Origin of the sequence: Escherichia sp. MOD1-EC5950 (assembly GCF_002965345.1) — a bacterium.
GTDB classification, from domain to species: domain Bacteria; phylum Pseudomonadota; class Gammaproteobacteria; order Enterobacterales; family Enterobacteriaceae; genus Escherichia; species Escherichia marmotae.
The window spans coordinates 95,609-117,498 of the sequence record NZ_PTSR01000005.1 but is presented as its reverse complement, the minus strand read 5'-3'; the positions used below and the strand labels follow the sequence as shown (position 1 = coordinate 117,498).

Here is a 21,890-nt window from a genome sequence, read left to right as displayed (position 1 = left end):
ATCGTCAACCGTCAGGCTGTCGGTAAACCGGCAAGCACCGACTTCTTCAACAAAAAAGTGACAACCTCAACCGACATGGCTGTGAGATCTGCCGGGTCCATCTCTGCGATTTCCTGTGCAGTCAGTGCCGGACTGGAAATGCGGGGGATCACGGTCATCATCGCGTTCACATCCATATCCATAATGGCCTGCAGGCGTGTACCGCGCAGCGCACCGGACTGCGGTTTACGCAGCACAATTTCGGTAATTTCTGTTTTACCGCGCTTGATAGGGGTATCCAGTTGAATGGTCTTTTCAGTCTGCTTATCGCTCATTTTGTTGTCCTGTAAATTGGGTTCTGGCGCGGAATCCCGCGCCGTTCAGATACATCAGAGGCCGAGGGCGTTGCGGTGCGCTTCCATCAGGTCCACACCGTCCACAATTTCCACCATGTTGATAAGGTCCACTTCATAGAGCACCTCACCATTGATGGTCAGCTTCGCGTAGCTGTTGGTACTGGTCACTTTGGTGGTGTTGCTTTCGCCCGTCTTCCACTCACCGGAATCCACTTCTTTGTGACGTCCACGCACCACAAGCTCCACGGCCTGCACTTCCCCGGTATCGTCACGCTGGATAGAGCCGGTAAAGCGCAACTGGATGCCATCCACCGTGGCTTTGCCCATCTGCTTAAACAGCAGCAGTTCAGTACCACCAATGGAAAATTCTGTGTCCAGCGCACTGTCATCAAGCCCCAGATCCACATCCACTGCCCCCGGCATTCCGCCGCCGCGATACTTCTCATATTTGCGGGTGAATTTCGGCAGCGTCAGCGACTCAACGATCCCCTGCCAGTTGTTCCCGTCGTTAAACAGGTTCAGGTGTTTTAATTTGCGTGGTAAAGCCATGTTGTCCCCTTACGCGCTGACCTGGGTGGCGAAATTCACCAGGTACTGATCGGTGATGCGCTGACGCAACATCAAGTTTTCAAGTGGCGGCACTGGCGTGTAGTCGTAGTCGATGGTGAGTTTTCCGGCTTTCAGCGTGTCTTTGTCGTTCACCGACTCGTCCAGCCAGCAATCACCACCAATGAGATACCCCTGACTGACCAGGCTGCGCATTTTGGCGCGGATGCCCTCGATAATGTCGCGCGCCAGCGACGGGTTCAGCGGTTTGTCCACCGCCCACATGTGCGCTTCTGCCATTGTGTCCGTCAGCACCTGCGCCGTGCGGGTGTAGTTTTCGAAGGCAAAGAGCGGGTCATCACTCAGGCAGCGGGAACCCCAGAAGCGGAAACCGTCTTTACGCACAAGCGTGGTGACGTCGTTCTGGTTCAGCAGACCTGCATCGGTTGCCGGGTCCTGCAGATCCCAGAACACATCTGCAGAAATTCCGGTGACACCGTTCACGCCCACGTTGGACAGGCTTTTGTGCCACCCAGTCTGCTCATCAATTTTGGCACGCAGACCGAGCGCACGGGCGGTGGCATATGCCGTTGCTTCGGCATTCAGCACCGTGTCCCATCCAGTAAAGTCAGGCCAGATCAGCATCCCTTCGCGCTGACTGAAGTTTTCGCGGTAAGTGATCGCCTCCTGCACTGTCTTGCAGCCATACGCTGACAGGTAAGCAAACCCACGCAGGCTTTGCGCCACGCTCAGCAACTCAGTAGCTACCGCCTTGGTGTCGTGGCCTGGCACGCCGAGAATGCGCGGTTTAACGCCGAGCTGTGACTGGGCAGATAACAGGGCTTTCATGCCTGTTTTTTTACCTTCAGCAGTCACTGCGCCGATGATATTGGTCGTGGTTTCTTCTTCCGTTTCACCCTGCGGCACACGCACAACAACGGTCACGGGTTTTGCCTGGTCAGCGATGGCATCCAGCGAACGGGCCAGAGTACCGGACTCACCCGCTTTACCGCTGGCAGTCAGCACATCAGTGATCAGCACGGGTTTATTAAGAGGAAACATTTTTGCATCGGCATCATCGCCCGTGCAGACCATACCCACGATGGCGGTGCTCACCGTGGTAATGGATCGGGTGCCTTCGTTGACTTCAACAACGCGCACCCCGTGGTGGTAATCCTGAGCCATAGTGGCGAACCTCCTGATTGGATTAGGCTTCGCCCTATGTTGAAGTGATTGTGCCTGACAAACAGCTAAGCGCAGTTGTACCGTTATTCATACAAAATGGCGGTATTTGTCTACTTGCAGGGATAATCAAAATAATGCTGATTCAGGGAGATTCATTGCTCTTATTTGCAGGAAATTTTCTATAAATTGTGGAAACGCCCAATCTGTGCCCACTGTTCAGCAGTCAATTTAGGACGCCCCCACATCTTGTCTAAGCACTACTTGCTTCATATGGACTATGACAACATCACATATTTGAATTTATAATACGTAATCAAGATTATTTAATTAATCTAATAAATAGTGTTCCATAGCAATCAAAAATTATGATATTATACTGAAAATTAGCTACTTACATAATATCAAAACGATGCATAGCACAAATTTTTCTATCTCTTCTAACAAACTTCATCATGTCGATGGGCTGAGAGGCGTAGCCTGTCTTATGGTTGTTTTTTCACATTTAGCTTTGATTTTTTATCCTGGCTTGCATGATCCCAATCTAATTAATAACAATCATATTATTAGTTTTATATTTAATAGCCCACTTTCATTTTTTTATTCTGGCACAGCTGCTGTCTATATTTTCTTTACATTGAGTGGCTTTATTCTTTCTCATTCATTTATGAATGGAAAAGATATTTTAGAAAATGCCACATCTATGGTAACAAAACGCTATTTTAGACTAGCGATGCCAGCAATTTTCTCTTGTCTTTTTTGTCTAATAGTAGTAACTGGTGATATTCCAAATAGAGAAATGCTGTCAAGCTGGATTCAATCATACAAAGTTGATAATCCTTCAATTCTGAATGCACTTTATTCCGGTGGCATTAGTGCATTTTTTGGAGATGGCTCTTCTTATAATCCAGTCCTCTGGACAATGAAAATAGAATTAATAGGTTCATTCCTTACATATTTTATATGTACAACCCTTATCAGATCGAATAATAAACACTTAGTGATTTTATTTTTTGGATTAATGTTTTTTTTGTCAACAATTTCACAAAAAGAAAAGTACGGATATATTGCATTTCTTGTCGGCATTTATATTTACTTCACTGAATTTAATCTAAAAAAAATACCTGCATTAATACTTCTTGCGCTAGGTATTTATGCTGGCGGCATTCATTATGGTTCATCCCCATATATTCACGCGATCTATTACTCCCGATTCTTCTTAAATGGACAAGAATCAAATGCATATATTTTGTTCAATTTCATATCCGGGATTCTGATTACAACAACTATTTTGAAAAATAATACATTCAAAAACGCATTCAGTAATACATTTTTTTCATATATGGGAAAAGTATCATTCAGTGTTTATCTTTTTCATCTACCCATACTAGTAATTACAGCCCCATTAATATTTAATGCGTTGAATAACCGAGGTTTTGGATACGCAACTTGCGCGCTCACTGCATCTATCATATCTATGTTTGTAATTTACGCACTATCAAATATAGCATTTAAATTAATTGACAAACCATCAATGCTTTTTGCAAAAAAAATATCTTTGCTTTTATTCATTGATAAATCAACCATTAAAAAACACGTATTACCGAATGAAAGAGAACAATAAACAAAAAACTAAGTGAATGTTGCCTTCCATATTTACATTCACTTAGTTAGTCATTGTTAATATTTATTCATTTGGTTTTGTAGGCCAACGAATATCTGTAGGACTCACAACGTCAATCTCTTCCAGTGCATCCAGATAATCCAACCAGCGGTTATACTGTTCTTTCTCATTTTCTTTCAATCTCCCCAATGCAATTTTACCGGGCCACTGCCTACAATTTATGTATTCATTAGCCTGATTAATTAATTCTTGTTTTTTTGCTTCCACTTCTATTGCCAACTGTTCATTGGTAGGAGGAGGTGCATCACTCCATTTCGGATAACCATTCCCTCCTGCCACTCTAATCTTACCTATTGGCGGACTCTGGAACTCAACAAAAGCATCCTCATCCATCTCAACACCTGATTTAGGCCAAATTCCAGCAGCTTCATAATCAGCCTTCATAATTAAAGGATAAAAAGCATTGGTAAGAGGATCATAAATATATTTCATGTTATTTTCCTATTGCAATCCAGTTTGCTCCAGCACCAGTATCTAATCCAATACGGGAACTCATTAAATAAAATGCAGTTGTTCCGACTGGTGTTGTTGCAAACGCTGGACAGTCATTCGCTGCGTTAGAAGCAGAATCGAAGGAAGTTACGACAGTAAAATTAGGTTGTGTAAATGGTATGGGTAGATAGACAGTCGTAGGAAAACTCTGTGACCCAGAAATAGATACCCCCCTTTGAATAATAGTTCCATCAGGGAGTCGAACCCAACCAGCACCAGATGTAAATTCGCTATGCTGTACTGCATTAACGATACGACTATCGTTGCCTGCAGCAACAGTACCAGTTGAAGTGCCAACATCAAGTGTTGCTGAATTACCTAAATTAAGGTACTTGAGTAGGTCTGAAACACTTTTTCCACTAAGATTAGTTAGCGTAGTATCGAGTGGCTGTTTTCCCGCCAAAGCGTTCATTATAGTCGTGGCAAAGTTCGGATCATTCCCCAGCGCCGCCGCCAGTTCGTTCAGTGTATCCAGTGCCCCAGGTGCAGAACCCACCATTGCCGCAATCGCCGATTTCACAAATGCCGTGGTGGCAATTTGTGTATTGTTGACCGACTGTGCCGCAGTAGGTGCGGTTGGCGTTCCGGTGAGTGCCGGACTCGACAGCGGCGCTTTCAGTGCCAGCGCATTGTTAATGGTGGTACTGAATTTCGGATCATTGTTAATGGCTGCGGCTATTTCTTTCAGCGTGTCCAGCGTGGCTGGCGCACCATTAATAAGAGCCGTCAGAGCCGCCTGAACAAACTCGGTGGTCGCAATCTGCGTAGTGTTATTCCCTGCTGCTGGCGTTGGCGCTTTGGGTGTCCCGGTAAACGTCGGACTTTCTTTGGGTGCATACTGTGAATGCGGGTCCGGTGCGGCAAGATGTTTTGCCATCTGATCATCCGCGTACACCTTCAGCTCCAGTGCCTTGTCATCCACATACTTGCGGGTTGCCAGCACTACAGCAGGGTCGATTTTCAGGGTGATATTGTCCGTGCTGCTGGTAATCAGCACCATGCGCACGGTCTGGGTGCGCCCGCTGCCTTCAGCCAGTTGCGGTTTATAGCTTTCCGGGCAGTTCCCCACGGCAATCAATGCCCCTGACTCATCAAACAGGCCCACTTCACGTATCCACCAACCGCCCTCGTTTTCAGGGATCACCTGTTCAGCAATAATCTGGCTGCTGTTCTGCGGGTCGATATAGAGCATATTCAGAGCAGCCCGGCGTTTCTCATTTACCAGTGCAGTCTGCTTTGCGTCCGGCGTCGGCAATACTCCGCCGCCATCGCCCACCGCCATATGGGTAATTTTTAGCGGCACACCGAGCGCGGCGGCGCAGGCAAGTTTCGCCGCGCCAATATCCGTCAGCAGGGTATAAAATTTTGTGCTCATGGATTCACTCTCATTGTGTCAATAACATGGACCGCCCCGCCTTCATGCGCGGTGCCGCCGGAAATAATTGTTTCGTTGATATACGGATAGATCGTGATTTCTTCGCCAAGATAGCTGGCGGCTCCCACCCAATGCGGGCCGCTGGTCTGCAGGTTGATGGACATGCCGATCATGTGACGGCTACATGGTTTGGCATCGCTTATCAGTCGCTCAAGTTCCAGATAGGTATCTTCAGTGATGCCCTGGTCCTGCACGCCGATATCCAGACGAAACGTGCCCGGTGCCTCTCCGGTCTGCCACCACTCAATAATGCGGATCAGGAAGCCGAACGGCTCCACCACCCGCCGCACGGCACTGGTGGTTCCTTTATGCTGATGAATATAAAAAGCATCCTTCACCACCTGTCGTTTGACGCTTTCCGTCCAGCCCTCGTCCCAGCGATCCACAGAGAACGCCCAGGCGAGATAAGGCAGGAAACTGATCGGACAGGTCGTTGGATTCCACAAGTCACACAGCGGCACCTGCAGATCAGAAATCCCGCTACAGGTCTGCGCCAGTCGGCGCTCCAGTGAAGTTGAACCCGGTGGCAGCAGACTATTCATCCGTTCCTCCGTTGGTCACGCTCCACTGCGTACATGATGCCGCCTGCGTTTTGTTCAGAACCACATCCGCCAGCGGAGAAGCCAGTTCCACACGTTGAACACCCTCAACATGCAGCGCGGCAAAAATAGCACTACGGCGAATATCCCGACCGAGCCGCGTCTGACTGGCGATGTACCTCTGCAGGCTGACTTTTGCCGCTGCCATTACCGGCTCTGCTTCCGGTCCCGGATAAAGAAAAATGGTGGCTTCCACACGGTACGGGATGATTTCTGCGCTGCGAACCGTCAGACGGTCAGCCACCGGGCGGACGTTCTCACTGTTCAGTGCTTTCTCCACCACATCCAGCAGGTCTTTTTCTGCTGTTCCGTCGCCTTCACGACTCAGGACCGTCAGCACTACCTCTGCAGGCGCCGGACTGTTTGCACTGGCATCCGCCACCCGACCGTCGGCGCTTCGGGCATGAAATTCATAAGCGGCAGTTGGTCCCGCAACTGAAAGCCCCTCAAAGGCTGCAGGCACACGCAGGCGTAACGCTTCATCGCTTTCCATCACAGCTGCAACGGGCGGCACAGCGTCATTATCAGCAGGCGTCACCGTCAGGCGTTTCACGTTGTAGTTGGCTGCGAGCTGGTCAAGATCGCCGCCCATCGCGTAAGCCACCATCACAGCCTGCGCGGCTTCGTTAATACGCTGGCGCAGAAGCAACTCACGGTAAGCGTTCTCCTGCAACAATTTGGTGACGGGTTCAGATTCCAGTTCCAGCGTGCGGATCACTGCTTCCTGCTCATCTTTCGGATGAAGCGCAACAAATTCGGCCTTGCGTTCGGCAAGCAGCGTCTCAAAGTCCGGCACATCCACAATCTGCGGCGCAGGTAACTGCGAAAGGTCAATCACGGCCATTCTCTGCTCCTGTTGATACGGAAAGGGAAACAGGCACACCGTTATTACGCCGCCCACTCAGCTCCACCACCATTGAACCGTCAAAATGGCTGTTGATGGTGATGGAATCCAGCGTCAGCCGTGGCTCCCAGCGACTCAGCGCCACATACACTGCCGACATGACCTGCAGGCGTAACGCCGGATTTTGTGGCTGGTCTATCAGTGCCGACAGCAGGGAACCATATTCCCGACGGGCAATGCGGCTACCCTGCGGCGTCAGCAAAATGTCCCGCACCGACTGGCGCAGATGGTCAATATCAGTAATGGCTTTACCGCTGGTATTGTTCATCCCGATATAAAGCGTCATACCGGGCCTCCGGTGGTGTCGCCGCCTTTCAGGACGCCAGTATGCTGATGCGCATCAACCACGATCCCGTTAGAACTCATCGCTCCGCCGCCCTGGGTAACGCCACCATTGATCACCACTTCGCTGTTAATGCGCGTGCGGTCAGCCTCCAGTACAAACTCACTGGTTTTCATGGTGATGTTGTCAGCGGCCTCAATGACCATTGATTTGATGCCCCTGACATACCAGCGCCCGGTGGCGGGTTCGTATTCAAACCAGCCACCGTCAGGATGTTCTGTCACGCAGGCGTCTGCCGACGTCGACGGTGGTGCGAACTGATTCGAATAGACAGCGGGCAGCGCAAAGGCAGTTTCCAGATTGCCGCCCAGACTCAGCAGCACCACCTGCTCACCTTCCGATGGTCGCCACCATGTGCGGGCATTCCCGGCACGCAGCGTCAACCAGTTAATCCAGTTGGTTTCAAGGTCGCCCGTTTTCACCCGGCAAAGCCAGTTTTCCCTGTCTACTTCGGTGACAACCCCTGTGCGGATCAGGTTGGTGATAAGGCGCATGATTTCAGTTAGCTGTGCGTTCATGTCACTAACATAAATCCCCCACACATTATCAACCAGTAGATAAAAATGTATGAATCATGGCACAATTAGGATATTTTTCAGGGAGTTAAGTAATGAAAAAGTATATTGTTAAAAAAATAATCAATGTAATATTTCCTGAGTTTAGTAATAAAATAACTTGGGCTTTAGTTATAACTGGGCTAAGCATAATTGCGCTACCAATTCCATATTATCTCATGGCACTTAATTTTATAATTGATATATATAATAAAAAATTCAATGCAGATATTGATATAATAAAAATAGATAATGGTAATCCAAGCACGATGGTAGCCATCACTCTAATTGCTTTGGGGTTAACCTATAACTTATTAAGTAAAGTGCCAGAATGGTTCTTTGACAGTATTAAAATTAAAGAAAACAGAGAAAAGAAAGAAAGACAAAGGAACTCTGACATTAATCTATATAAAGAGTTTATAAAATTATTACCACCAGATTCAAACTCAATAGACTTTCTAAAAAGCCATGACTTTGGCAATAGATTTCATGACTCAAACCTTAAAGACATGACAACATACTGCCATGAATGGGGAAAGGCCATACATCATTTTCATGATAATGAAATAGAAATAAAATCTAACGAACTACACAAAGAGTTAACTAACTTTAATTATTTTTTAGCCTGCAACTCCGGGTATTTAGGCAGCAGCGAGTTTATTTCAATGCTCAGCGACAGAGAGATTGCCTTATTGAGCCTCCCCCCTGAAAAGATAGAAACCATAAAAAAAGCTAACGGATGTGCGACTAAAATCTATAACATGTACTGTGAATTTATACTATTATGTAAAAAAAATCTCAGTATCTAAATAAAAAAATGGCAGAGCATCTGCCATTTCAAACTTTCAATCTAAATTGGATATCCACGAATATATAATATCATGGACTACGTTTATTGAAACTGAACTGAAACCCAACAATTTGCGCTCTGCGTAACGGATCTCCGGTCCTTTGCGACTGACGCGATCACGCAGGCCGTAATGGTGAACCCGCGCAATGCGCTGCACCTTACCTTCAAACTGCACGCTGGCAGAGTCGGCGCTGGCGGCGGTTTTCAGGTATTTGGTGGTGCGCAGCTTTGCAAACATCTGACGTTTGATGCGCCCCTTCTTGCTGCGTGCTGTTACCCTGCGCGGTTCATAACTGCTGCCATCTGGATTGCGCTGCATCCTGATATTCTGCTGCTGTGTCCGGCGCAGTTCCTGCGCCAGCTGGCGCATCATTCGGCTTCTTGCGGCTGGTTCCAGATTCGCCAGCAAAGCACTCAGCCAGTCGTCCACCTTCTGCAGTTCAGCCACGTTTCACCGTCCACATTTCTTCAGGTTCATCGGGTTCCGCTACAGCTTCAACGCTGGACACAGTGCCGTCAGTGCTGACCAGCACACGTTCCGTCAGTTGCAGGTTAAGGCTGATATCACAGACATCGTTGCGCAAAATATCCACCTCAAAGGTGAATAACTTTTCCCGTAACACCGGGTTATTGATTGCATCGGGCTGGTTATCCCTCAGCCACAGCAAAACCGGGGCCATCAGCAGATTCTGGTCGCCGCTGAAATCCTCAATCACCGCGTTCAGGGTGTAACGGTACTCCCATGACATGGAGCTGGCCCCCGTGGCAACCAGCGAACCGTTATCCACAAACAGATGCAGTTTGTCCGGGTTATTGCGGACATAAGGCACAGCTTTATTGAGGGCGTGGCGCAGGGATTGTGGTTTGTTCACTGTTTCGCTCCTGACACGCAATAATCATGTCCACTTTGTCTGCACAGACCGCCCAGGCGGCCTCCGTTTCATCCAACAACGCGTTCAGATCACCGTTAGTGCGCGGCGCTGCCTGATCCAGCCGACACGGTGTCACTCGCGGACAACCACTGACGATAAGCTGCACCTCCGGTGAGTGCCGAACGTTCCCGCAGCCGGATAATGTCAGCAGGCAAAGGAGTATCAGCCCAGCGGCGTAAATCCTCGTTCTCACGTTTCAGTTCCTCGATCCGGTGTTGTCGTTGTCTCAGCAGCGCGCTGGTCTGTTCTGCTTCGGCATAGAGCCGCGCCTGCTCCCGGTTATTGGTTTCAGTCAGAATGGACAGGCTAATAAGCTGGCTGTTGCTCTTTGCCAGTGCCTGACTTTTGCTCTGCAGCTCGTCTGCCTGCGTGCTAATGGTCTGGCTGGCATCAGCCAGCCGCCACGTCTGCCAGCCCAGCGCCGCCAGTAATAACGCCAGCACAACCAGCAGCAACCGGTTCATGCTGCTACCTGTTGCGCCATCTGATTACGGGTGATCCAGAAGGCAATAACGGTCAGCAGATAAAAGACCAGGGTAATAGCCCACCCCGTCCAGGCGAGACTTACGACAATCAGCAATCGCATCACCCAACTGATAAATACGTTTTCTTTTCGGGTAATTGTCTTCAGCAAAGATGCCCTTAACTCCTGCCAGAGCGGGCCATTCTTAATTAACGCAGCCAGTGCTACCGGAATTACCGCCCATGTCAGCAAACAGGCTACCCAAACGCCGGACGCTGCCAGTACCGGAAAAATCCCCTGCGGATACACCATTGCTGCGATTAACAGCGCCATCCATAACATCAGAAACAGTCCGCTGATTAATTTCTTTTTCATTTCAGTTTGCTCCCTGTAAACACCAGGCCATCTCCCGCGCACGGCGGTTATCCAGCCCCTGATTAAACACACCTTTTACATACACCCAGCGCGGCAACTGTCGGCACGCATCCGCCCAGCGCCGCTGGTTGAGCAATTTAACCAACGTGGAACTGCAGGCATTGCCCGTCCCCACGTTGAAGGCAAACGACACCGTAGCGTCATACACCTTCTGCGGCGGCTGTTGCTTCACACACCTTTCCAGCGCCCGCTCCACACGCAGCACGTTGGAGATCAGCCCTTCTGCTGCCTGTCGTTCCGTAATAGTTTTGCCGGGAATGACGCCCGACGTATTACCAATGCCGTCGGTCCAGACACCCGCGCTGCACTGATACGGCTGCAGACGACAGCCTTCGTAATCGGCAATCAGTTTCAGCCCCTCCACGGAGGTGTGAAGTTGCTGAAACCCCGGCAGCGTTGCAGCAATAGCCAGCACGGCCCCGACAAGGCAGCGTTTAACGATTGATGGATTCATAGTCCTCCCGCGAGATCTGCCCGTCGCGCAGAAGCTGGTAGGCTTTGTGTTTGTAGTACCAGTTGATAGCCAGCATCAGCACACCAATCATCAGGCCACCCAGCGTTGAGGCATCCTTGATGGACAAATCGCCCAGCCAGGCCAGCACAACGGCGATGCAATACGTGATAAAGGCGCTGATTCGCTCAAGCGTCATAATTCAGTCCCATAGCTGGACGGTCTGCACGGTGGTGGTGGTCGGAATGTCCGGCAGCTCCACCTGCAGCCCGTGAGGTAAAAAAGGGCCAAATTCGGCAAGCCCCGGATTTGCCTTCAGTACCTGCTCCGTGACACCCTGCGTGCGCCCGTAATGACGCCAGCAAAGCGCGTCCACCGTGTCATACTGATACGCACGCACTTTCATCAGATAAGCTCCACTGTGCAGTGCGGCGCATCCTGCACCCGGCTGATGGCCCAGCGGGCATCACGCCACAAATCACCGCTTGCTTCCGCCAGTTCCTCGCCCCGCTTCACACCGGATGCCGTGGCGTCATAGTCCTGATAACGCTCGTTGAGCATGGCGCGTGCCCAGCAGTAAACCGCGTTGAAATAGTGATGAATGCGCTCACTTTTGCCGTCCAGCTGTTCAGCCGGAACCTCTGCCAGCGAGGAATATCCCAGCATCTGCTGGCGTCTGCGAAACTCATACAGCTCTGCGTTGACCTCCGAAATTGCCGACAGCGCAACCTGCTTTAAACGCGGCTGCGTCACCGTGCCGTCAGTGCGCATGACACTGCGAAACTCCGACAGGTCCACATCAGGCCAGAACGGCGTATTTCTGATGATTTCCGCCTGTTCCGGTGCCTGTTCTGGCGCAACAAACTTCATGCTGCTTTCTCCTGAAATAGAGGGCGGTGGACGGGGTTTTGATGTAGCAGTGCCTTTCGCCACCCCGTGCCGCCCGTGCGCGGGGGCACGTTCTGTCAGCAGCTGTCATTGCGCAGTCTGCGCTCCAGCTGCTGTTTGTCTTTTTTCACGCCACAGCGGGGATCGAGCTGTAACGCATGGTTGAGATGATTAAGGGCGGAAGCCGGATTGCTTTCACTCAGGACCGCGCCAATCGCTTTATGCAGACGCGCCCGTGACTGGTCCGGCATATCCAGACCGTCTGTCAGCTCCAGCGTCTGCAGCAACAGATCGACATCAAAGCCGGTGGCGGCAAGCATTGCGCTCTGTGCGGCGTCTGCCATTTCCTCTGCCAGCACGGTCTGCACGTTGCGATTACCCAGCGGCATCACCCAGCCATGACGCAGGGCATGACGCCCGATCTCCAGCGCCCCGGCATAATCTCCGGCATCAATGCGCCACAGCATCACGTACATCAGCACGTCATCCTGTTGAGCGCCTCCGGCAGCCAGGACACCCTCCGCCCAGGCGGCGTACTTCGGCAGCAGCTCCACTTTGATTTCCGCTTTTTTGACCGTGGACTGAACGCCCTTGAGACGACGGCGGTCTTCCGCCAGTTGCAGCAGCATCAGGTCATAGCCCGACGCGTGGCGAACACTGCCGCCCTCGCGGGCGGCCTGTTCAGCCTGAACGCGCAGGCGATGCTGCCGTGCGGGACTCAGGCTCATGGATTACGCTCCGGCTTCTGCTGCGGCTGCGCTGAAGTCGCCAATCTGGATGTTTTCCACCAGTGCAGCGCAGCGGTAGTCCTCAACCACATAGGCTTCGTTAACGGATTCAAAATTTTCAATCCGGTCACGTTTTGGGTTGTCGATAACCGAACGACGGCGGGTGTCTTCCTGCCAGTAGATGGACAGGTTATCCAGACGGGTGATCAGCAGCGCATTCGGCGGGAAGAACGGCGCACGCACGGCCTGCAGGCCACCCATGCGTTTCTGACTGATGATCATATCGGCAGCCAGTTTTTCACTGTTTTCCTGCTCTTTGTTGACCAGCGGGAAATACTTGTCAGACAGCAGTTCACGACCGCAAATCACAACCAGATCGTCATCGTCCTGATAGACCACGTCGATAAGCTCGTTAACGGCATCCATCACCACGGCGTCCAGGTTGGCATATTCGCCACCTTTCCCGACTTTCACCGCACCCGGTGTGGTTTCACCGCCCGTGGTGGTGCTGCCCATGACGTGATCCGGTGCATCCTCACGGATTTTCTGCAACCAGCCTTTGTTCACATCCTGCAGCAGCGGGTTTTCGCTGCGGTTGGAGGTTTTCGCACGCTTCACGCCGTTAAAGCCGATCATGATGCGGTCCAGTGCCTGACGTTTCACGATGGCGTTACGGATACGCACCTGGAAATCCTGAAACTTCGCCCACAGGTCCAGCTTCGCGTAGGTCAGCACTGTGTCAAAGTTGGTCTGTTCGCATTTGTATTCCACATCGACCATCAGCGTCGGATCGACAGGTTCACGCTCTTTCGCGGTGGTGTCAGTGGTTCCGGCAATGGTGCTGCCAACACCCAGCCCCAGCAGCTGACCGGACTGCTCAGTCACTGGCGTGACGTTAATCAGCGTCAGGAAAGCGGCGGACTGCTGGATCTGGTCTTCCAGCGTCTGCTGTACAGACGGCTCCACGGTGAACTTGCTGGACAGTTCTTCAACTGCCACACCGTTCAGACGCGCCAGCTGCTGCAGGTAAGCGTTAAAAGCAAAGCGGGTATTCTTCTTCATCAGGTTTTGTGCTCCATCAGCAATTGGTCAGAGTGTCAGCGGGGGCGTTACCGCCCGTTGCACGCTGGCGGTAGTCCTGGCGGCTGTCTTCATGGCTCAGCTTGTCCACCAGTTCGTTAAAGGCGGCCTGTTGTGCCTGCAGAACTGTCTCCAGCTCAGACAGACGTTCTTCCTGCTCAGAAAGGGATTTTTCGGTGCGCACACTCAGGTTTTGCTGCTCAGTGGCGACCAGTTCCACGGCCTTATGCACATCAGAAAACCGGGCATCGTCGGACTGCTCTTTTTTTGTAAACAGCGCCGTGACACGGGCAAACAGGGACGGTTTGTCATCCTGGATTTCTTCCAGTTCGATCACCGTTTCCTCTGCAGCGGTAAAGAGATTGGCAGGATTCTGCTTGCGGTTTGCCAGTGGGTTATGGGCTGCACTGGCGCTGAATGTCAGCATTTCCGTACCCAGACTGGCAGGGTCATCAGTGGCAGCCAGGCCGACCAGGTAGGCTTTGCCCGTATCAGCGAACTTCGGGCTGACTTCCATAGAGGTGAATAATTTCTGGCCTTTTTTCACCAGTTCCACCAGGGACTCCGTTGGCTCAACGTCGGCATACAGCGCCATCTTGCCTGCCAGCGGACCTTCCGTGATTTCTTCAGCAAACAGCGCCGTCACCTTGCCGTAGCGGTTAAAGGTGCTGTCCGGCAGATAAGACTTGATGTGCTCAAGGTTAATCAGCGCGGTATACACCGCCGGGTTGTAGCTGGCTGCCATCTGTTCCAGCCATTCACGCTGGATTTCGCGTCCGTCGGTGGTGGCACCTTCCACCCCGATGCGAAAACGCTTTGCTTTCACTGTCATGAGCCGTGCTCCGTTAGAAAAAACTTACTGGAGCCTTATGGTTGCGGTGATGGGGGCAGTGAAACAATGCGCGGTATTTGTACCGACAACCACACAAACCGCAGGCGGGGAAAGCCGTCATTCAAGGCTGTAGGTTTATGCCATGAACACCACACTGACACCCGCAGATCTCGATCCCCGTCGGCAGGCCATGCTGCTGTACTTTCAGGGATACCGCGTAGCCCGCATTGCTGAAATGCTGGGCGAGAAAGTTGCAACCGTTCACAGCTGGAAAAAACGCGACAAGTGGGGTGACTATGGGCCGCTGGATCAGATGCAGCTCACCACTGCCGCACGCTACTGCCAGCTCATTATGAAGGAGCACAAAGAAGGGAAAGATTTCAAAGAGATTGACCTGCTGGCGCGCCAGTCTGAGCGCCACGCGCGGATCGGCAAGTTTAACAATGGCGGCAACGAAGCCGACTTAAACCCTAACGTCGCCAACCGCAACAAAGGCCCGCGCCGTCAGCCTGAAAAGAATGTTTTCACCGATGAACAGATTGAGAAGCTGGAAGAAATCTTCCATTCCTCCATGTTCAACTACCAGCGTCACTGGTGGGAAGCCGGAAAAACCAACCGCATCCGCAACCTGCTGAAGTCACGCCAGATCGGCGCGACCTTCTATTTTGCCCGTGAAGCCCTGATTGACGCCCTGCTAACCGGACGTAACCAGATTTTCCTTTCTGCCAGTAAGGCACAGGCGCACGTCTTTAAGCAGTACATCATCGACTTCGCCAAAGAAGTGGAAGTGGAGCTGAAAGGCGATCCGATGGTGCTTCCCAACGGGGCCACACTGTATTTCCTCGGCACCAATGCCCGCACTGCCCAGAGTTACCACGGCAACCTGTATCTGGATGAATATTTCTGGATACCGAAATTCCAGGAGCTGCGCAAAGTGGCTTCCGGTATGGCTATTCACAAAAAATGGCGACAAACCTATTTTTCCACGCCATCCAGCCTGACCCACAGTGCTTATCCGTTCTGGTCCGGTGCGCTGTTCAACCGTGGACGCAACAAAGCCGACAAGGTGGACATCGACCTGTCCCACAGCAATCTGGCCCCCGGCCTGCTGTGCGCAGACGGGCAATACCGCCAGATAGTCACCGTAGAAGATGCGGTGCGCGGCGGCTGTAACCTGTTCGACCTTGACCAGTTGCGCATGGAATACAGCCCGGACGAATACCAGAACCTGCTGATGTGTGAGTTCGTGGACGATCTCGCGTCCGTGTTCCCACTCAGCGAGCTGCAGGCGTGCATGGTGGACAGTTGGGAAGTCTGGACCGACTTTCATGCACTGGCCCTGCGCCCGTTTGGCTGGCGCGAAGTGTGGATCGGTTATGACCCGGCAAAAGGTACGCAGAACGGCGACAGCGCCGGATGCGTGGTGGTGGCACCGCCAGCCGTGCCGGGCGGTAAGTTCCGCATTCTTGAGCGTCACCAGTGGCGCGGAATGGACTTCCGCGCCCAGGCTGACGCCATCAAAAAACTGACCGAACAGTATAACGTGACCTATATCGGCATCGACTCGACCGGCGTCGGTCACGGGGTTTACGAGAACGTGAAAGCGTTTTTTCCTGCCGTCCGGGAGTTTGTCTACAACCCCAACGTTAAAAACGCCCTGGTACTCAAGGCCTACGACATTATCAGTCACCGCCGCCTGGAATTTGACGCCGGACACACCGACATTGCGCAGTCATTCATGGCAATCCGTCGCGCCACCACCGCCAGCGGCAACCGCCCGACCTATGAAGCCAGCCGCAGCGAAGAAGCCAGCCATGCCGATCTGGCCTGGGCAACAATGCACGCACTGTTTAACGAACCGCTGCAGGGCGAGTCCGCCAATGCCAGCAATATTGTGGAGATTTTTTGATGGGAAAGAGTAAGAAGAACCGCGCTGCGTCGACGAACCAGAACCAGCATAAAAGCCAGACTTCAGCCGAAGCATTCAGCTTCGGTGATCCCGTTCCTGTTCTGGACCGCCGCGAACTGCTGGACTATGTGGAATGCGTACAGATGGATCGCTGGTATGAGCCGCCCGTCAGCTTTGACGGACTGGCACGAACCTTCCGCGCCGCCGTGCATCACAGCTCACCGATTGCGGTGAAATGCAACATTTTGACCAGCACCTACATCCCTCACCCGCTGCTCAGCCAGCAGGCTTTTTCGCGTTTTGTGCAGGACTATCTGGTTTTTGGTAACGCCTACCTGGAGAAACGCACGAACCGCTTCGGTGAAGTTATCGCCCTTGAGCCTGCGCTGGCAAAATACACCCGACGCGGGTTAGACCTGGATACCTACTGGTTTGTGCAATACGGTATGACAACCCAGCCATATCAGTTCACGAAAGGCAGCATTTTTCATCTGATGGAACCGGACATTAACCAGGAGATCTACGGCTTGCCCGGCTATCTTTCTGCCATTCCGTCCGCCCTGCTCAATGAGTCCGCCACGCTGTTCCGTCGAAAGTATTACATTAACGGCAGTCATGCTGGCTTCATCATGTATATGACCGACGCCGCGCAGAACCAGGAAGATGTGAACAACCTCCGCAACGCGATGAAAAGCGCCAAAGGTCCAGGCAACTTCCGCAACCTGTTTATGTACTCGCCTAACGGCAAAAAGGACGGGCTTCAGATCATCCCGCTGTCAGAAGTCGCAGCGAAGGATGAATTTCTGAACATCAAGAACGTGAGCCGAGACGACATGATGGCGGCACACCGTGTGCCGCCGCAAATGATGGGGATTATGCCAAGTAATGTTGGAGGATTTGGAGATGTAGAGAAGGCGAGTCGAGTGTTTGTTCGAAATGAATTAATGCCTTTACAAAAACGATTACAGGAATTTAATGAATGGTTAGGAATTAATATTATCCATTTTGAAAAATATAACTTAATAAACGATGACCCACAATCAACATAGATAAAGCTTAATAAAGGAGGGGGAACCCCTCCACATTGTTAAGTACGTAACATAATTTGCTGTTGAACTTGGATAGGCTGTAAGGTTTGATATTTCTGCCTAATTAGGTTATATAAATCCGGCATTTCTTCAGCAGATAAAGTCACGACAAGAACATATGGTAGTTCTTCTAACTCGTCAACATCAATAGGCATACCACAGTCTCTACCATAGTAGATAATATCAAAGCATGGGTTTGTCAGCTCATTCGGTTTAAATTTGTGTTCACTTCTTAACGTAGTCTCCCATTTATGTGCATCAACACGTTGCTCATTTTCATCTGCATAAACATTTTTTAGATTAAAAAGAGGAAACGTTAACCCGGAACTATCTGAAACACCTTTTCTCATGGTTACTTCTAGACCGCTTCTTGTATAATTCAAAGGATGTTCCGCATCTACAGGACTGGAAAAGCAGAATGTCGCTCTTAAATTTACACATCCACGCATAGGTACATCTGGAAACGGAATAGGTGCTCGCATGTGTTGTGATGGTTTTAAAGTACCTTGATATATAACTTTAACTTCATCATCATCACAAAATATTACTTCACTAAGATCATGAGGAAATCGTCCCCAACCAACTTCAGCACGATTGATATTATTGCTCTCCGCATGATGTATAAGCAGAGCTTTAGCCGTAAGTGGTGTAATGTTGTAATTTAGAGAAGCACTTAACGCGATTGCTTGCCTCAGGACTAATGGAGCTGAAAAGCTAGTCCCCGCAGTGCGGGCAAGACCATTAACCATAGGGCTGTATACCTGGAATGGCTCATCAGAATGTCCTCCAAATGCAACTCCATCAGGCTTCACAAAGCCAGGGCTTCGTCCAGGACCAATACAACTGTAAGAACATCTTTCCCAACTATCAGATAAAGAGGTTGCTGCACCTACTGACAGACCATTAACTAAATCAGCAGGTGGTTGAATTCGATTTAACTTGGCAGGCAGCTGACCATCATTTCCAACCGCGACAGTACAAAGTGTTTCTCCTGATGCAAGTATCTCCTCAAGAGTTGAGGTCCACACATGCACGTCATCGTCATCAACAGGTAATCTAGGTCCTAAGCTCAGATTGATATAATCATATTTTTTTTTGTTCTAATACACTTTTAATACGGATCAGAACGTCAAAAAGATCGACATCTGAGTTATTAACATTAGAATCCAGTACACGATAATGGTCAATATTACAATAAGGAACACTTAATTTTTCCGTTTCAGAGCCAAGAACACCAAATAACACAGTAGAGGTGACATCCTGTCCATGAGAAAGAAGTTTTGCATTAGTACTAGCATTACCGTTGAAAGTGTACTCTGTTACCCAAGGATTGAAATCATCGATCCCCAATCCACCATCGAATATGGCAACCTTTATGTGTGGGTTTACCGCTCCTTCAGATGGTAAACTAAGGTTAGATGTTTGAATCACAGAACGTGATATAACAGGCTCACTTAGCCTTAATTCAGGAAGTTCTCTCAAAGTCCTGAGAAATGAAAACTCTGCAACTTTTAAAGCTACATCTTTACTAGCCTTAATAGGCATAAAGGTTAGCCCCTTAACCTTTATACTTCTTGCCTTATCTATAACAGCACCATTTTGCGAAGCAAAAACTTCAAAACTATCGACAATAGAGGAAATTGTATCAGGAGTATGTAAGGCGACCTCAATACTCATAACTTCATTGCTATTAATCGTTTTTACTTTATCTGAAACTTCCAGTATTGAAATATTTTCTAAGGTGACAAAATCATTTTGCTGCCCTTTCGTTAGGGTATCTTGATTTACAGAGTCTAAGAATGATTGAAAACTTTCTTTTTTGCCAGAAACATAAATACACGCTGTAGTGTATTCCTCTTTTCGCCCTCTTTTTTTAATATCTTTTCTAGGTTTTACTTTTACAGCCTTACTGCCTATGCTTTCTAGGGAAAATCGCTCAAAAAGACTTACTGGAAAATAACTTTTTGCTAAGAATGCCGGATGCAAAACAAATTTTGCTACAGCCTTACCTTCAGGCATTGCTAACAATGGAAGGGTATTAATTTCCTCAATCAACTCTTCCAGTTGAGCAGATATCACTGGTTTATTTTCTGAATAAGAGTAAGGTTTATTCTTTTCACCTCCACCTCTGTTAAGTTTAACAGGGTTAGTTAGTGTTTCACCATAGCCAAGAAGCATATTTTTATCATTCATTGTCTTCATCCTCAACCGTCAAAACCTTACGTACTTGTGACCTTGAAATCCCCAAATCTAAAGCGATTTTTCTTTGTGATACATTGTTGTTTGACATGTTTTTTATAACATCATCAAGTGACACGCCATCTAACAACTCATCAATTAAAGCTGAACTTAAAGGAATATCTTCTATAATGGCATTTCTTTTAGCTTGATTTATAGCTCTCTCAAGAACTGCATATGAAACTTTTTCGAGTTTTGTAGCAATATAGTACGATAAGCTATCTCCAATATTTTTAGAACAGAGATATCTTCTCATTAGGTCTTGTGTTGGATATTCAAAATCAATAACTCGATCGAATCTTCTCCATGCAGCAGGATCAAGCAGCTCCGCATGGTTAGTTGCTGCTATAAGAACAGACGTATTTGGCCATTCATCAATTGCTTGCAATAATACTGTAACTAATCTTTTTAGTTCTCCAACATCTGTTGCATCATCCCTTTTTTTAGCAATCGCATCAAATTCGTCAAGAAGCAGTACACAAGGGAATGACGAAGCATAATTGAGGACTGCCTTAATATTATTACCCGTTTTCCCCAAGTAGCTACTCATTACACTTGCGAGATCTAATGTTAACAATGGCATATCGAGTTTAAAAGCGAGCCACTTTGCAGCCAAAGTCTTCCCCACACCGGGTGGTCCTCCCATAAGAAGAGATTTGGACGGATGCAACCCTTCTTTATAAAGGCGTTCTTTCATTTCCCACTCAGCCACAAATCGATTCAGTTGAACATCAGTTTTTGTTGGCCAAACAGGTTCAACATCAATGACCACAGGATATGTTTCAACTAGCAGCTTTTGTCTTGTATCCGCATCAACAGGTGTTATTTTAGGAACAACTGGATTAGCCCTTTCGACTGCAATTGCGCCACCTGTATTAATAAGTAAATCTTCTAATTTACCCGCTAATTCAGGAGATTCTTTTTTTAGTTTTTTTGCCATAATCCGCAACCGCATGAGGAGACTTTCCCTCTTCCCGGTAAGAGCATCACTGACAACATCAATGAGCATTTCGTTTGTAACGTTTATCATCTAACCACCCTTATGGCAAAACCGAACCACTTTTCAAACAATCATACACCAAAAAAACCTTTTTAAGGTAATTTTGAACCAAAAAAAATATTTTTAGCACCACAAATGCTCAAAACAAAACCAGTGACACTTTTGTATAACAACTAAAACCACCTATCGACAAAAATTTAGCTAAACCTTTTCAGCGCGCGCTCGTATCCCCGCCACGCCTGCCCGCTTTATGTAGTGGTTTTCATGCACCTGCATGATCTACGCAAAAGCCCGCCAGTTCTGGCGGGCCTTAGCAAAAACGATCCTCAAACGATCATGCGATCTCATGCGGCATAGACATGCACTACAGAGCTAACGCCTCGCAAGGGCTCGTTGTTCAACCTTGCTGACGCCAGAAGCAAGTTCAGACGCCAGCAACGTTTCTTAATGCAGCCAGCTGTCGTCTTCCCACACCTTCTGCATAATTTTCATCACTTGTTTTCTTTCTTCGTCCAGTTGCAGTCCGGTTAGTTCCACACCGTTAGAGCTACCTTTGCGAATGCGAATTACCGTTTTGGGATACAGGGGGCGCAGATTGCGGTAAAGCTCGGATTCAAGGGCGTCCAGGGTAGACTGGCTAATCTTCTGCTCTTTATCGATCATTATTTCAATGCGCATAAAAGTCACCTCAACTGATGACATCCATTGAGCGGTTGTATTCGTGGGTTCTGATTTTTGCCATGAGTTCATCAGTCAATTCAGATACCCACTGCAGAGCCAGCCCCTTCTCTTCATCACTACACTCACTAGCCGCTACAAGCTTAAGAAAAAAATCAATGCGCTGGAGCTTCAAAGACTCCAAAAAATAGTCCTGCATCTTTCCTCCTATGACACCAAAGCAATACTGTATACATAACCACTG

At 49.3% G+C, this 21,890-nt stretch carries 30 protein-coding genes and 1 pseudogene; 4 read left to right on the top strand and 27 right to left on the bottom strand.

Annotated features, from left to right (window positions below):
* Nucleotides 1–11: 11 nt before the first annotated feature.
* The 4 genes and pseudogenes from BEA93_RS08640 to BEA93_RS26340 form a co-directional block, all read right to left on the bottom strand.
* A complete protein-coding gene (locus BEA93_RS08640; protein WP_001281009.1) occupies nucleotides 12–314 on the bottom strand; it encodes a phage tail assembly protein in 303 nt (100 codons plus the stop codon).
* Between the two features lie 54 nt (nucleotides 315–368).
* Nucleotides 369–884, bottom strand: coding sequence for a phage major tail tube protein (locus BEA93_RS08635; RefSeq protein ID WP_001207660.1), 516 nt, complete (start codon nucleotides 882–884; stop codon nucleotides 369–371).
* 9 nt (nucleotides 885–893) lie between these two features.
* A complete protein-coding gene (locus BEA93_RS08630) occupies nucleotides 894–2,066 on the bottom strand; it encodes a phage tail sheath protein (RefSeq protein WP_021518695.1) in 1,173 nt (390 codons plus the stop codon).
* A 142-nt stretch (nucleotides 2,067–2,208) separates the two neighbouring features.
* Nucleotides 2,209–2,302, bottom strand: a pseudogene (locus BEA93_RS26340) (DNA-invertase); the annotation flags it as partial.
* A 173-nt stretch (nucleotides 2,303–2,475) separates the two neighbouring features.
* Between BEA93_RS26340 and BEA93_RS08625 the strand changes: the two are divergent.
* Nucleotides 2,476–3,687, top strand: a complete 1,212-nt coding sequence (locus tag BEA93_RS08625; protein WP_105224601.1) for an acyltransferase family protein — start codon at nucleotides 2,476–2,478, stop codon at nucleotides 3,685–3,687.
* 63 nt (nucleotides 3,688–3,750) lie between these two features.
* On the opposite strand, the gene BEA93_RS08620 is transcribed toward BEA93_RS08625, so the two are convergent.
* The 6 genes from BEA93_RS08620 to BEA93_RS08595 are packed head-to-tail and all read right to left on the bottom strand — an operon-like array spanning nucleotide 3,751 to nucleotide 8,038.
* Nucleotides 3,751–4,179, bottom strand: a complete 429-nt coding sequence (locus BEA93_RS08620) for a tail fiber assembly protein (RefSeq protein WP_105224602.1) — start codon at nucleotides 4,177–4,179, stop codon at nucleotides 3,751–3,753.
* 1 nt (nucleotide 4,180) lies between these two features.
* Nucleotides 4,181–5,614 carry a phage tail protein gene (locus BEA93_RS08615; RefSeq protein ID WP_105224603.1) on the bottom strand — a complete coding sequence of 478 codons (1,434 nt, stop codon included), beginning with the start codon at nucleotides 5,612–5,614 and terminating at the stop codon, nucleotides 4,181–4,183.
* Nucleotides 5,611–6,216: a phage tail protein I gene (locus BEA93_RS08610; protein WP_024008960.1), complete on the bottom strand. Its 606-nt coding sequence runs from the start codon at nucleotides 6,214–6,216 to the stop codon at nucleotides 5,611–5,613. The genes BEA93_RS08615 and BEA93_RS08610 overlap by 4 nt, the downstream gene beginning before the upstream one ends.
* The gene (locus BEA93_RS08605) at nucleotides 6,209–7,117 is read right to left on the bottom strand and encodes a baseplate assembly protein (protein WP_024008959.1); all 909 of its coding nucleotides are present in this window, start codon (nucleotides 7,115–7,117) and stop codon (nucleotides 6,209–6,211) included. Before BEA93_RS08605 ends, BEA93_RS08610 begins: the two co-directional genes overlap by 8 nt.
* Nucleotides 7,104–7,463 (bottom strand): GPW/gp25 family protein, encoded by a 360-nt coding sequence (locus tag BEA93_RS08600; RefSeq protein WP_001682744.1) that lies wholly within the window; start codon nucleotides 7,461–7,463, stop codon nucleotides 7,104–7,106. The genes BEA93_RS08605 and BEA93_RS08600 overlap by 14 nt, the downstream gene beginning before the upstream one ends.
* On the bottom strand, nucleotides 7,460–8,038 hold the full coding sequence (locus BEA93_RS08595; RefSeq protein ID WP_024008958.1) for a phage baseplate assembly protein V: 579 nt from the start codon (nucleotides 8,036–8,038) through the stop codon (nucleotides 7,460–7,462). The genes BEA93_RS08600 and BEA93_RS08595 overlap by 4 nt, the downstream gene beginning before the upstream one ends.
* Nucleotides 8,039–8,130: 92 nt before the next feature.
* Here BEA93_RS08595 and BEA93_RS08590 point away from each other — a divergent pair, with 92 nt between their 5' ends.
* Nucleotides 8,131–8,883, top strand: coding sequence for a hypothetical protein (locus tag BEA93_RS08590; protein WP_024008957.1), 753 nt, complete (start codon nucleotides 8,131–8,133; stop codon nucleotides 8,881–8,883).
* A gap of 36 nt (nucleotides 8,884–8,919) precedes the next feature.
* Here the strand turns inward: BEA93_RS08590 and BEA93_RS08585 are convergent, their stop codons facing one another.
* The 12 genes from BEA93_RS08585 to BEA93_RS08530 all read right to left on the bottom strand — a co-directional run bounded on the left by BEA93_RS08585 (nucleotide 8,920) and on the right by BEA93_RS08530 (nucleotide 14,733).
* Nucleotides 8,920–9,372, bottom strand: a complete 453-nt coding sequence (locus tag BEA93_RS08585) for a phage virion morphogenesis protein (RefSeq protein WP_001682741.1) — start codon at nucleotides 9,370–9,372, stop codon at nucleotides 8,920–8,922.
* Complete coding sequence (locus BEA93_RS08580; RefSeq protein ID WP_021522005.1) at nucleotides 9,365–9,796, bottom strand: phage tail protein; 432 nt, start codon at nucleotides 9,794–9,796, stop codon at nucleotides 9,365–9,367. Before BEA93_RS08580 ends, BEA93_RS08585 begins: the two co-directional genes overlap by 8 nt.
* Nucleotides 9,759–10,007, bottom strand: a complete 249-nt coding sequence (gene lysC, locus BEA93_RS25670; protein WP_225089226.1) for an Rz1-like lysis system protein LysC — start codon at nucleotides 10,005–10,007, stop codon at nucleotides 9,759–9,761. Before lysC ends, BEA93_RS08580 begins: the two co-directional genes overlap by 38 nt.
* Nucleotides 9,892–10,320, bottom strand: coding sequence for an Rz-like lysis system protein LysB (lysB, locus tag BEA93_RS08570; protein WP_024008955.1), 429 nt, complete (start codon nucleotides 10,318–10,320; stop codon nucleotides 9,892–9,894). Before lysB ends, lysC begins: the two co-directional genes overlap by 116 nt.
* Nucleotides 10,317–10,694 (bottom strand): DNZ54_00345 family protein, encoded by a 378-nt coding sequence (locus tag BEA93_RS08565; protein WP_000727851.1) that lies wholly within the window; start codon nucleotides 10,692–10,694, stop codon nucleotides 10,317–10,319. Before BEA93_RS08565 ends, lysB begins: the two co-directional genes overlap by 4 nt.
* Before the next feature lies 1 nt (nucleotide 10,695).
* Nucleotides 10,696–11,208, bottom strand: a complete 513-nt coding sequence (locus BEA93_RS08560) for a lysozyme (protein ID WP_001069909.1) — start codon at nucleotides 11,206–11,208, stop codon at nucleotides 10,696–10,698.
* Entirely contained in the window at nucleotides 11,189–11,404 is a 216-nt protein-coding gene (locus BEA93_RS08555; RefSeq protein WP_000171568.1) for an HP1 family phage holin, read from the bottom strand. The genes BEA93_RS08560 and BEA93_RS08555 overlap by 20 nt, the downstream gene beginning before the upstream one ends.
* Nucleotides 11,405–11,407: 3 nt before the next feature.
* A complete protein-coding gene (locus BEA93_RS08550; RefSeq protein WP_024008954.1) occupies nucleotides 11,408–11,611 on the bottom strand; it encodes a tail protein X in 204 nt (67 codons plus the stop codon).
* The gene (locus BEA93_RS08545; RefSeq protein ID WP_016531513.1) at nucleotides 11,611–12,075 is read right to left on the bottom strand and encodes a head completion/stabilization protein; all 465 of its coding nucleotides are present in this window, start codon (nucleotides 12,073–12,075) and stop codon (nucleotides 11,611–11,613) included. Before BEA93_RS08545 ends, BEA93_RS08550 begins: the two co-directional genes overlap by 1 nt.
* 95 nt (nucleotides 12,076–12,170) lie before the next feature.
* Entirely contained in the window at nucleotides 12,171–12,821 is a 651-nt protein-coding gene (locus BEA93_RS08540; protein WP_024008953.1) for a phage terminase small subunit, read from the bottom strand.
* Nucleotides 12,822–12,824: 3 nt separating this feature from the next.
* A complete protein-coding gene (locus BEA93_RS08535) occupies nucleotides 12,825–13,883 on the bottom strand; it encodes a phage major capsid protein, P2 family (protein WP_000742525.1) in 1,059 nt (352 codons plus the stop codon).
* A gap of 16 nt (nucleotides 13,884–13,899) precedes the next feature.
* Complete coding sequence (locus BEA93_RS08530; protein WP_024008952.1) at nucleotides 13,900–14,733, bottom strand: GPO family capsid scaffolding protein; 834 nt, start codon at nucleotides 14,731–14,733, stop codon at nucleotides 13,900–13,902.
* 142 nt (nucleotides 14,734–14,875) lie between these two features.
* On the opposite strand from BEA93_RS08530, the gene BEA93_RS08525 reads away from it, so the two are divergent.
* Together BEA93_RS08525 and BEA93_RS08520 are read left to right on the top strand one after the other, a co-directional pair.
* Nucleotides 14,876–16,642 (top strand): terminase ATPase subunit family protein, encoded by a 1,767-nt coding sequence (locus BEA93_RS08525; RefSeq protein WP_001579969.1) that lies wholly within the window; start codon nucleotides 14,876–14,878, stop codon nucleotides 16,640–16,642.
* The gene (locus tag BEA93_RS08520) at nucleotides 16,642–17,691 is read left to right on the top strand and encodes a phage portal protein (RefSeq protein WP_024008951.1); all 1,050 of its coding nucleotides are present in this window, start codon (nucleotides 16,642–16,644) and stop codon (nucleotides 17,689–17,691) included. Before BEA93_RS08525 ends, BEA93_RS08520 begins: the two co-directional genes overlap by 1 nt.
* A 38-nt stretch (nucleotides 17,692–17,729) precedes the next feature.
* Here the strand turns inward: BEA93_RS08520 and BEA93_RS25665 are convergent, their stop codons facing one another.
* The 5 genes from BEA93_RS25665 to BEA93_RS08500 all read right to left on the bottom strand — a co-directional run bounded on the left by BEA93_RS25665 (nucleotide 17,730) and on the right by BEA93_RS08500 (nucleotide 21,845).
* On the bottom strand, nucleotides 17,730–18,758 hold the full coding sequence (locus BEA93_RS25665) for a S8 family peptidase (RefSeq protein WP_336596021.1): 1,029 nt from the start codon (nucleotides 18,756–18,758) through the stop codon (nucleotides 17,730–17,732).
* Nucleotides 18,759–18,813: 55 nt separating this feature from the next.
* Nucleotides 18,814–19,923, bottom strand: a complete 1,110-nt coding sequence (locus BEA93_RS25660; RefSeq protein ID WP_236942056.1) for a hypothetical protein — start codon at nucleotides 19,921–19,923, stop codon at nucleotides 18,814–18,816.
* Nucleotides 19,916–20,998 carry an AAA family ATPase gene (locus BEA93_RS08510; RefSeq protein ID WP_001513123.1) on the bottom strand — a complete coding sequence of 361 codons (1,083 nt, stop codon included), beginning with the start codon at nucleotides 20,996–20,998 and terminating at the stop codon, nucleotides 19,916–19,918. The genes BEA93_RS25660 and BEA93_RS08510 overlap by 8 nt, the downstream gene beginning before the upstream one ends.
* Before the next feature lie 414 nt (nucleotides 20,999–21,412).
* Nucleotides 21,413–21,646 carry a DinI-like family protein gene (locus tag BEA93_RS08505; RefSeq protein ID WP_001217575.1) on the bottom strand — a complete coding sequence of 78 codons (234 nt, stop codon included), beginning with the start codon at nucleotides 21,644–21,646 and terminating at the stop codon, nucleotides 21,413–21,415.
* Nucleotides 21,647–21,656: 10 nt separating this feature from the next.
* Complete coding sequence (locus tag BEA93_RS08500) at nucleotides 21,657–21,845, bottom strand: hypothetical protein (protein ID WP_001154434.1); 189 nt, start codon at nucleotides 21,843–21,845, stop codon at nucleotides 21,657–21,659.
* Nucleotides 21,846–21,890 lie beyond the last annotated feature (45 nt).

Excerpts from the sequence above, each read along its gene's own strand:
- BEA93_RS08620 (WP_105224602.1), bottom strand. The coding sequence starts at position 4,179 with ATGAAATATATTTATGATCCTCTTACCAATGCTTTTTATCCTTTAATT.
- BEA93_RS08530 (WP_024008952.1), bottom strand. The coding sequence starts at position 14,733 with ATGACAGTGAAAGCAAAGCGTTTTCGCATCGGGGTGGAAGGTGCCACC.
- BEA93_RS25660 (WP_236942056.1), bottom strand. The coding sequence starts at position 19,923 with ATGAATGATAAAAATATGCTTCTTGGCTATGGTGAAACACTAACTAAC.
- BEA93_RS08635 (WP_001207660.1), bottom strand. The coding sequence starts at position 884 with ATGGCTTTACCACGCAAATTAAAACACCTGAACCTGTTTAACGACGGG.
- lysB (WP_024008955.1), bottom strand. The coding sequence starts at position 10,320 with ATGAACCGGTTGCTGCTGGTTGTGCTGGCGTTATTACTGGCGGCGCTG.
- BEA93_RS08630 (WP_021518695.1), bottom strand. The coding sequence starts at position 2,066 with ATGGCTCAGGATTACCACCACGGGGTGCGCGTTGTTGAAGTCAACGAA.
- BEA93_RS08590 (WP_024008957.1), top strand. The coding sequence starts at position 8,131 with ATGAAAAAGTATATTGTTAAAAAAATAATCAATGTAATATTTCCTGAG.
- BEA93_RS08595 (WP_024008958.1), bottom strand. The coding sequence starts at position 8,038 with ATGAACGCACAGCTAACTGAAATCATGCGCCTTATCACCAACCTGATC.
- BEA93_RS08560 (WP_001069909.1), bottom strand. The coding sequence starts at position 11,208 with ATGAATCCATCAATCGTTAAACGCTGCCTTGTCGGGGCCGTGCTGGCT.
- BEA93_RS08525 (WP_001579969.1), top strand. The coding sequence starts at position 14,876 with ATGAACACCACACTGACACCCGCAGATCTCGATCCCCGTCGGCAGGCC.
- BEA93_RS08625 (WP_105224601.1), top strand. The coding sequence starts at position 2,476 with ATGCATAGCACAAATTTTTCTATCTCTTCTAACAAACTTCATCATGTC.
- BEA93_RS08640 (WP_001281009.1), bottom strand. The coding sequence starts at position 314 with ATGAGCGATAAGCAGACTGAAAAGACCATTCAACTGGATACCCCTATC.
- BEA93_RS08520 (WP_024008951.1), top strand. The coding sequence starts at position 16,642 with ATGGGAAAGAGTAAGAAGAACCGCGCTGCGTCGACGAACCAGAACCAG.
- BEA93_RS08605 (WP_024008959.1), bottom strand. The coding sequence starts at position 7,117 with ATGGCCGTGATTGACCTTTCGCAGTTACCTGCGCCGCAGATTGTGGAT.
- BEA93_RS08500 (WP_001154434.1), bottom strand. The coding sequence starts at position 21,845 with ATGCAGGACTATTTTTTGGAGTCTTTGAAGCTCCAGCGCATTGATTTT.
- BEA93_RS08535 (WP_000742525.1), bottom strand. The coding sequence starts at position 13,883 with ATGAAGAAGAATACCCGCTTTGCTTTTAACGCTTACCTGCAGCAGCTG.
- BEA93_RS08545 (WP_016531513.1), bottom strand. The coding sequence starts at position 12,075 with ATGAAGTTTGTTGCGCCAGAACAGGCACCGGAACAGGCGGAAATCATC.
- BEA93_RS08550 (WP_024008954.1), bottom strand. The coding sequence starts at position 11,611 with ATGAAAGTGCGTGCGTATCAGTATGACACGGTGGACGCGCTTTGCTGG.
- BEA93_RS08610 (WP_024008960.1), bottom strand. The coding sequence starts at position 6,216 with ATGAATAGTCTGCTGCCACCGGGTTCAACTTCACTGGAGCGCCGACTG.
- BEA93_RS08600 (WP_001682744.1), bottom strand. The coding sequence starts at position 7,463 with ATGACGCTTTATATCGGGATGAACAATACCAGCGGTAAAGCCATTACT.
- BEA93_RS08615 (WP_105224603.1), bottom strand. The coding sequence starts at position 5,614 with ATGAGCACAAAATTTTATACCCTGCTGACGGATATTGGCGCGGCGAAA.
- BEA93_RS08555 (WP_000171568.1), bottom strand. The coding sequence starts at position 11,404 with ATGACGCTTGAGCGAATCAGCGCCTTTATCACGTATTGCATCGCCGTT.
- BEA93_RS08565 (WP_000727851.1), bottom strand. The coding sequence starts at position 10,694 with ATGAAAAAGAAATTAATCAGCGGACTGTTTCTGATGTTATGGATGGCG.
- BEA93_RS08510 (WP_001513123.1), bottom strand. The coding sequence starts at position 20,998 with ATGATAAACGTTACAAACGAAATGCTCATTGATGTTGTCAGTGATGCT.
- BEA93_RS08505 (WP_001217575.1), bottom strand. The coding sequence starts at position 21,646 with ATGCGCATTGAAATAATGATCGATAAAGAGCAGAAGATTAGCCAGTCT.
- BEA93_RS08540 (WP_024008953.1), bottom strand. The coding sequence starts at position 12,821 with ATGAGCCTGAGTCCCGCACGGCAGCATCGCCTGCGCGTTCAGGCTGAA.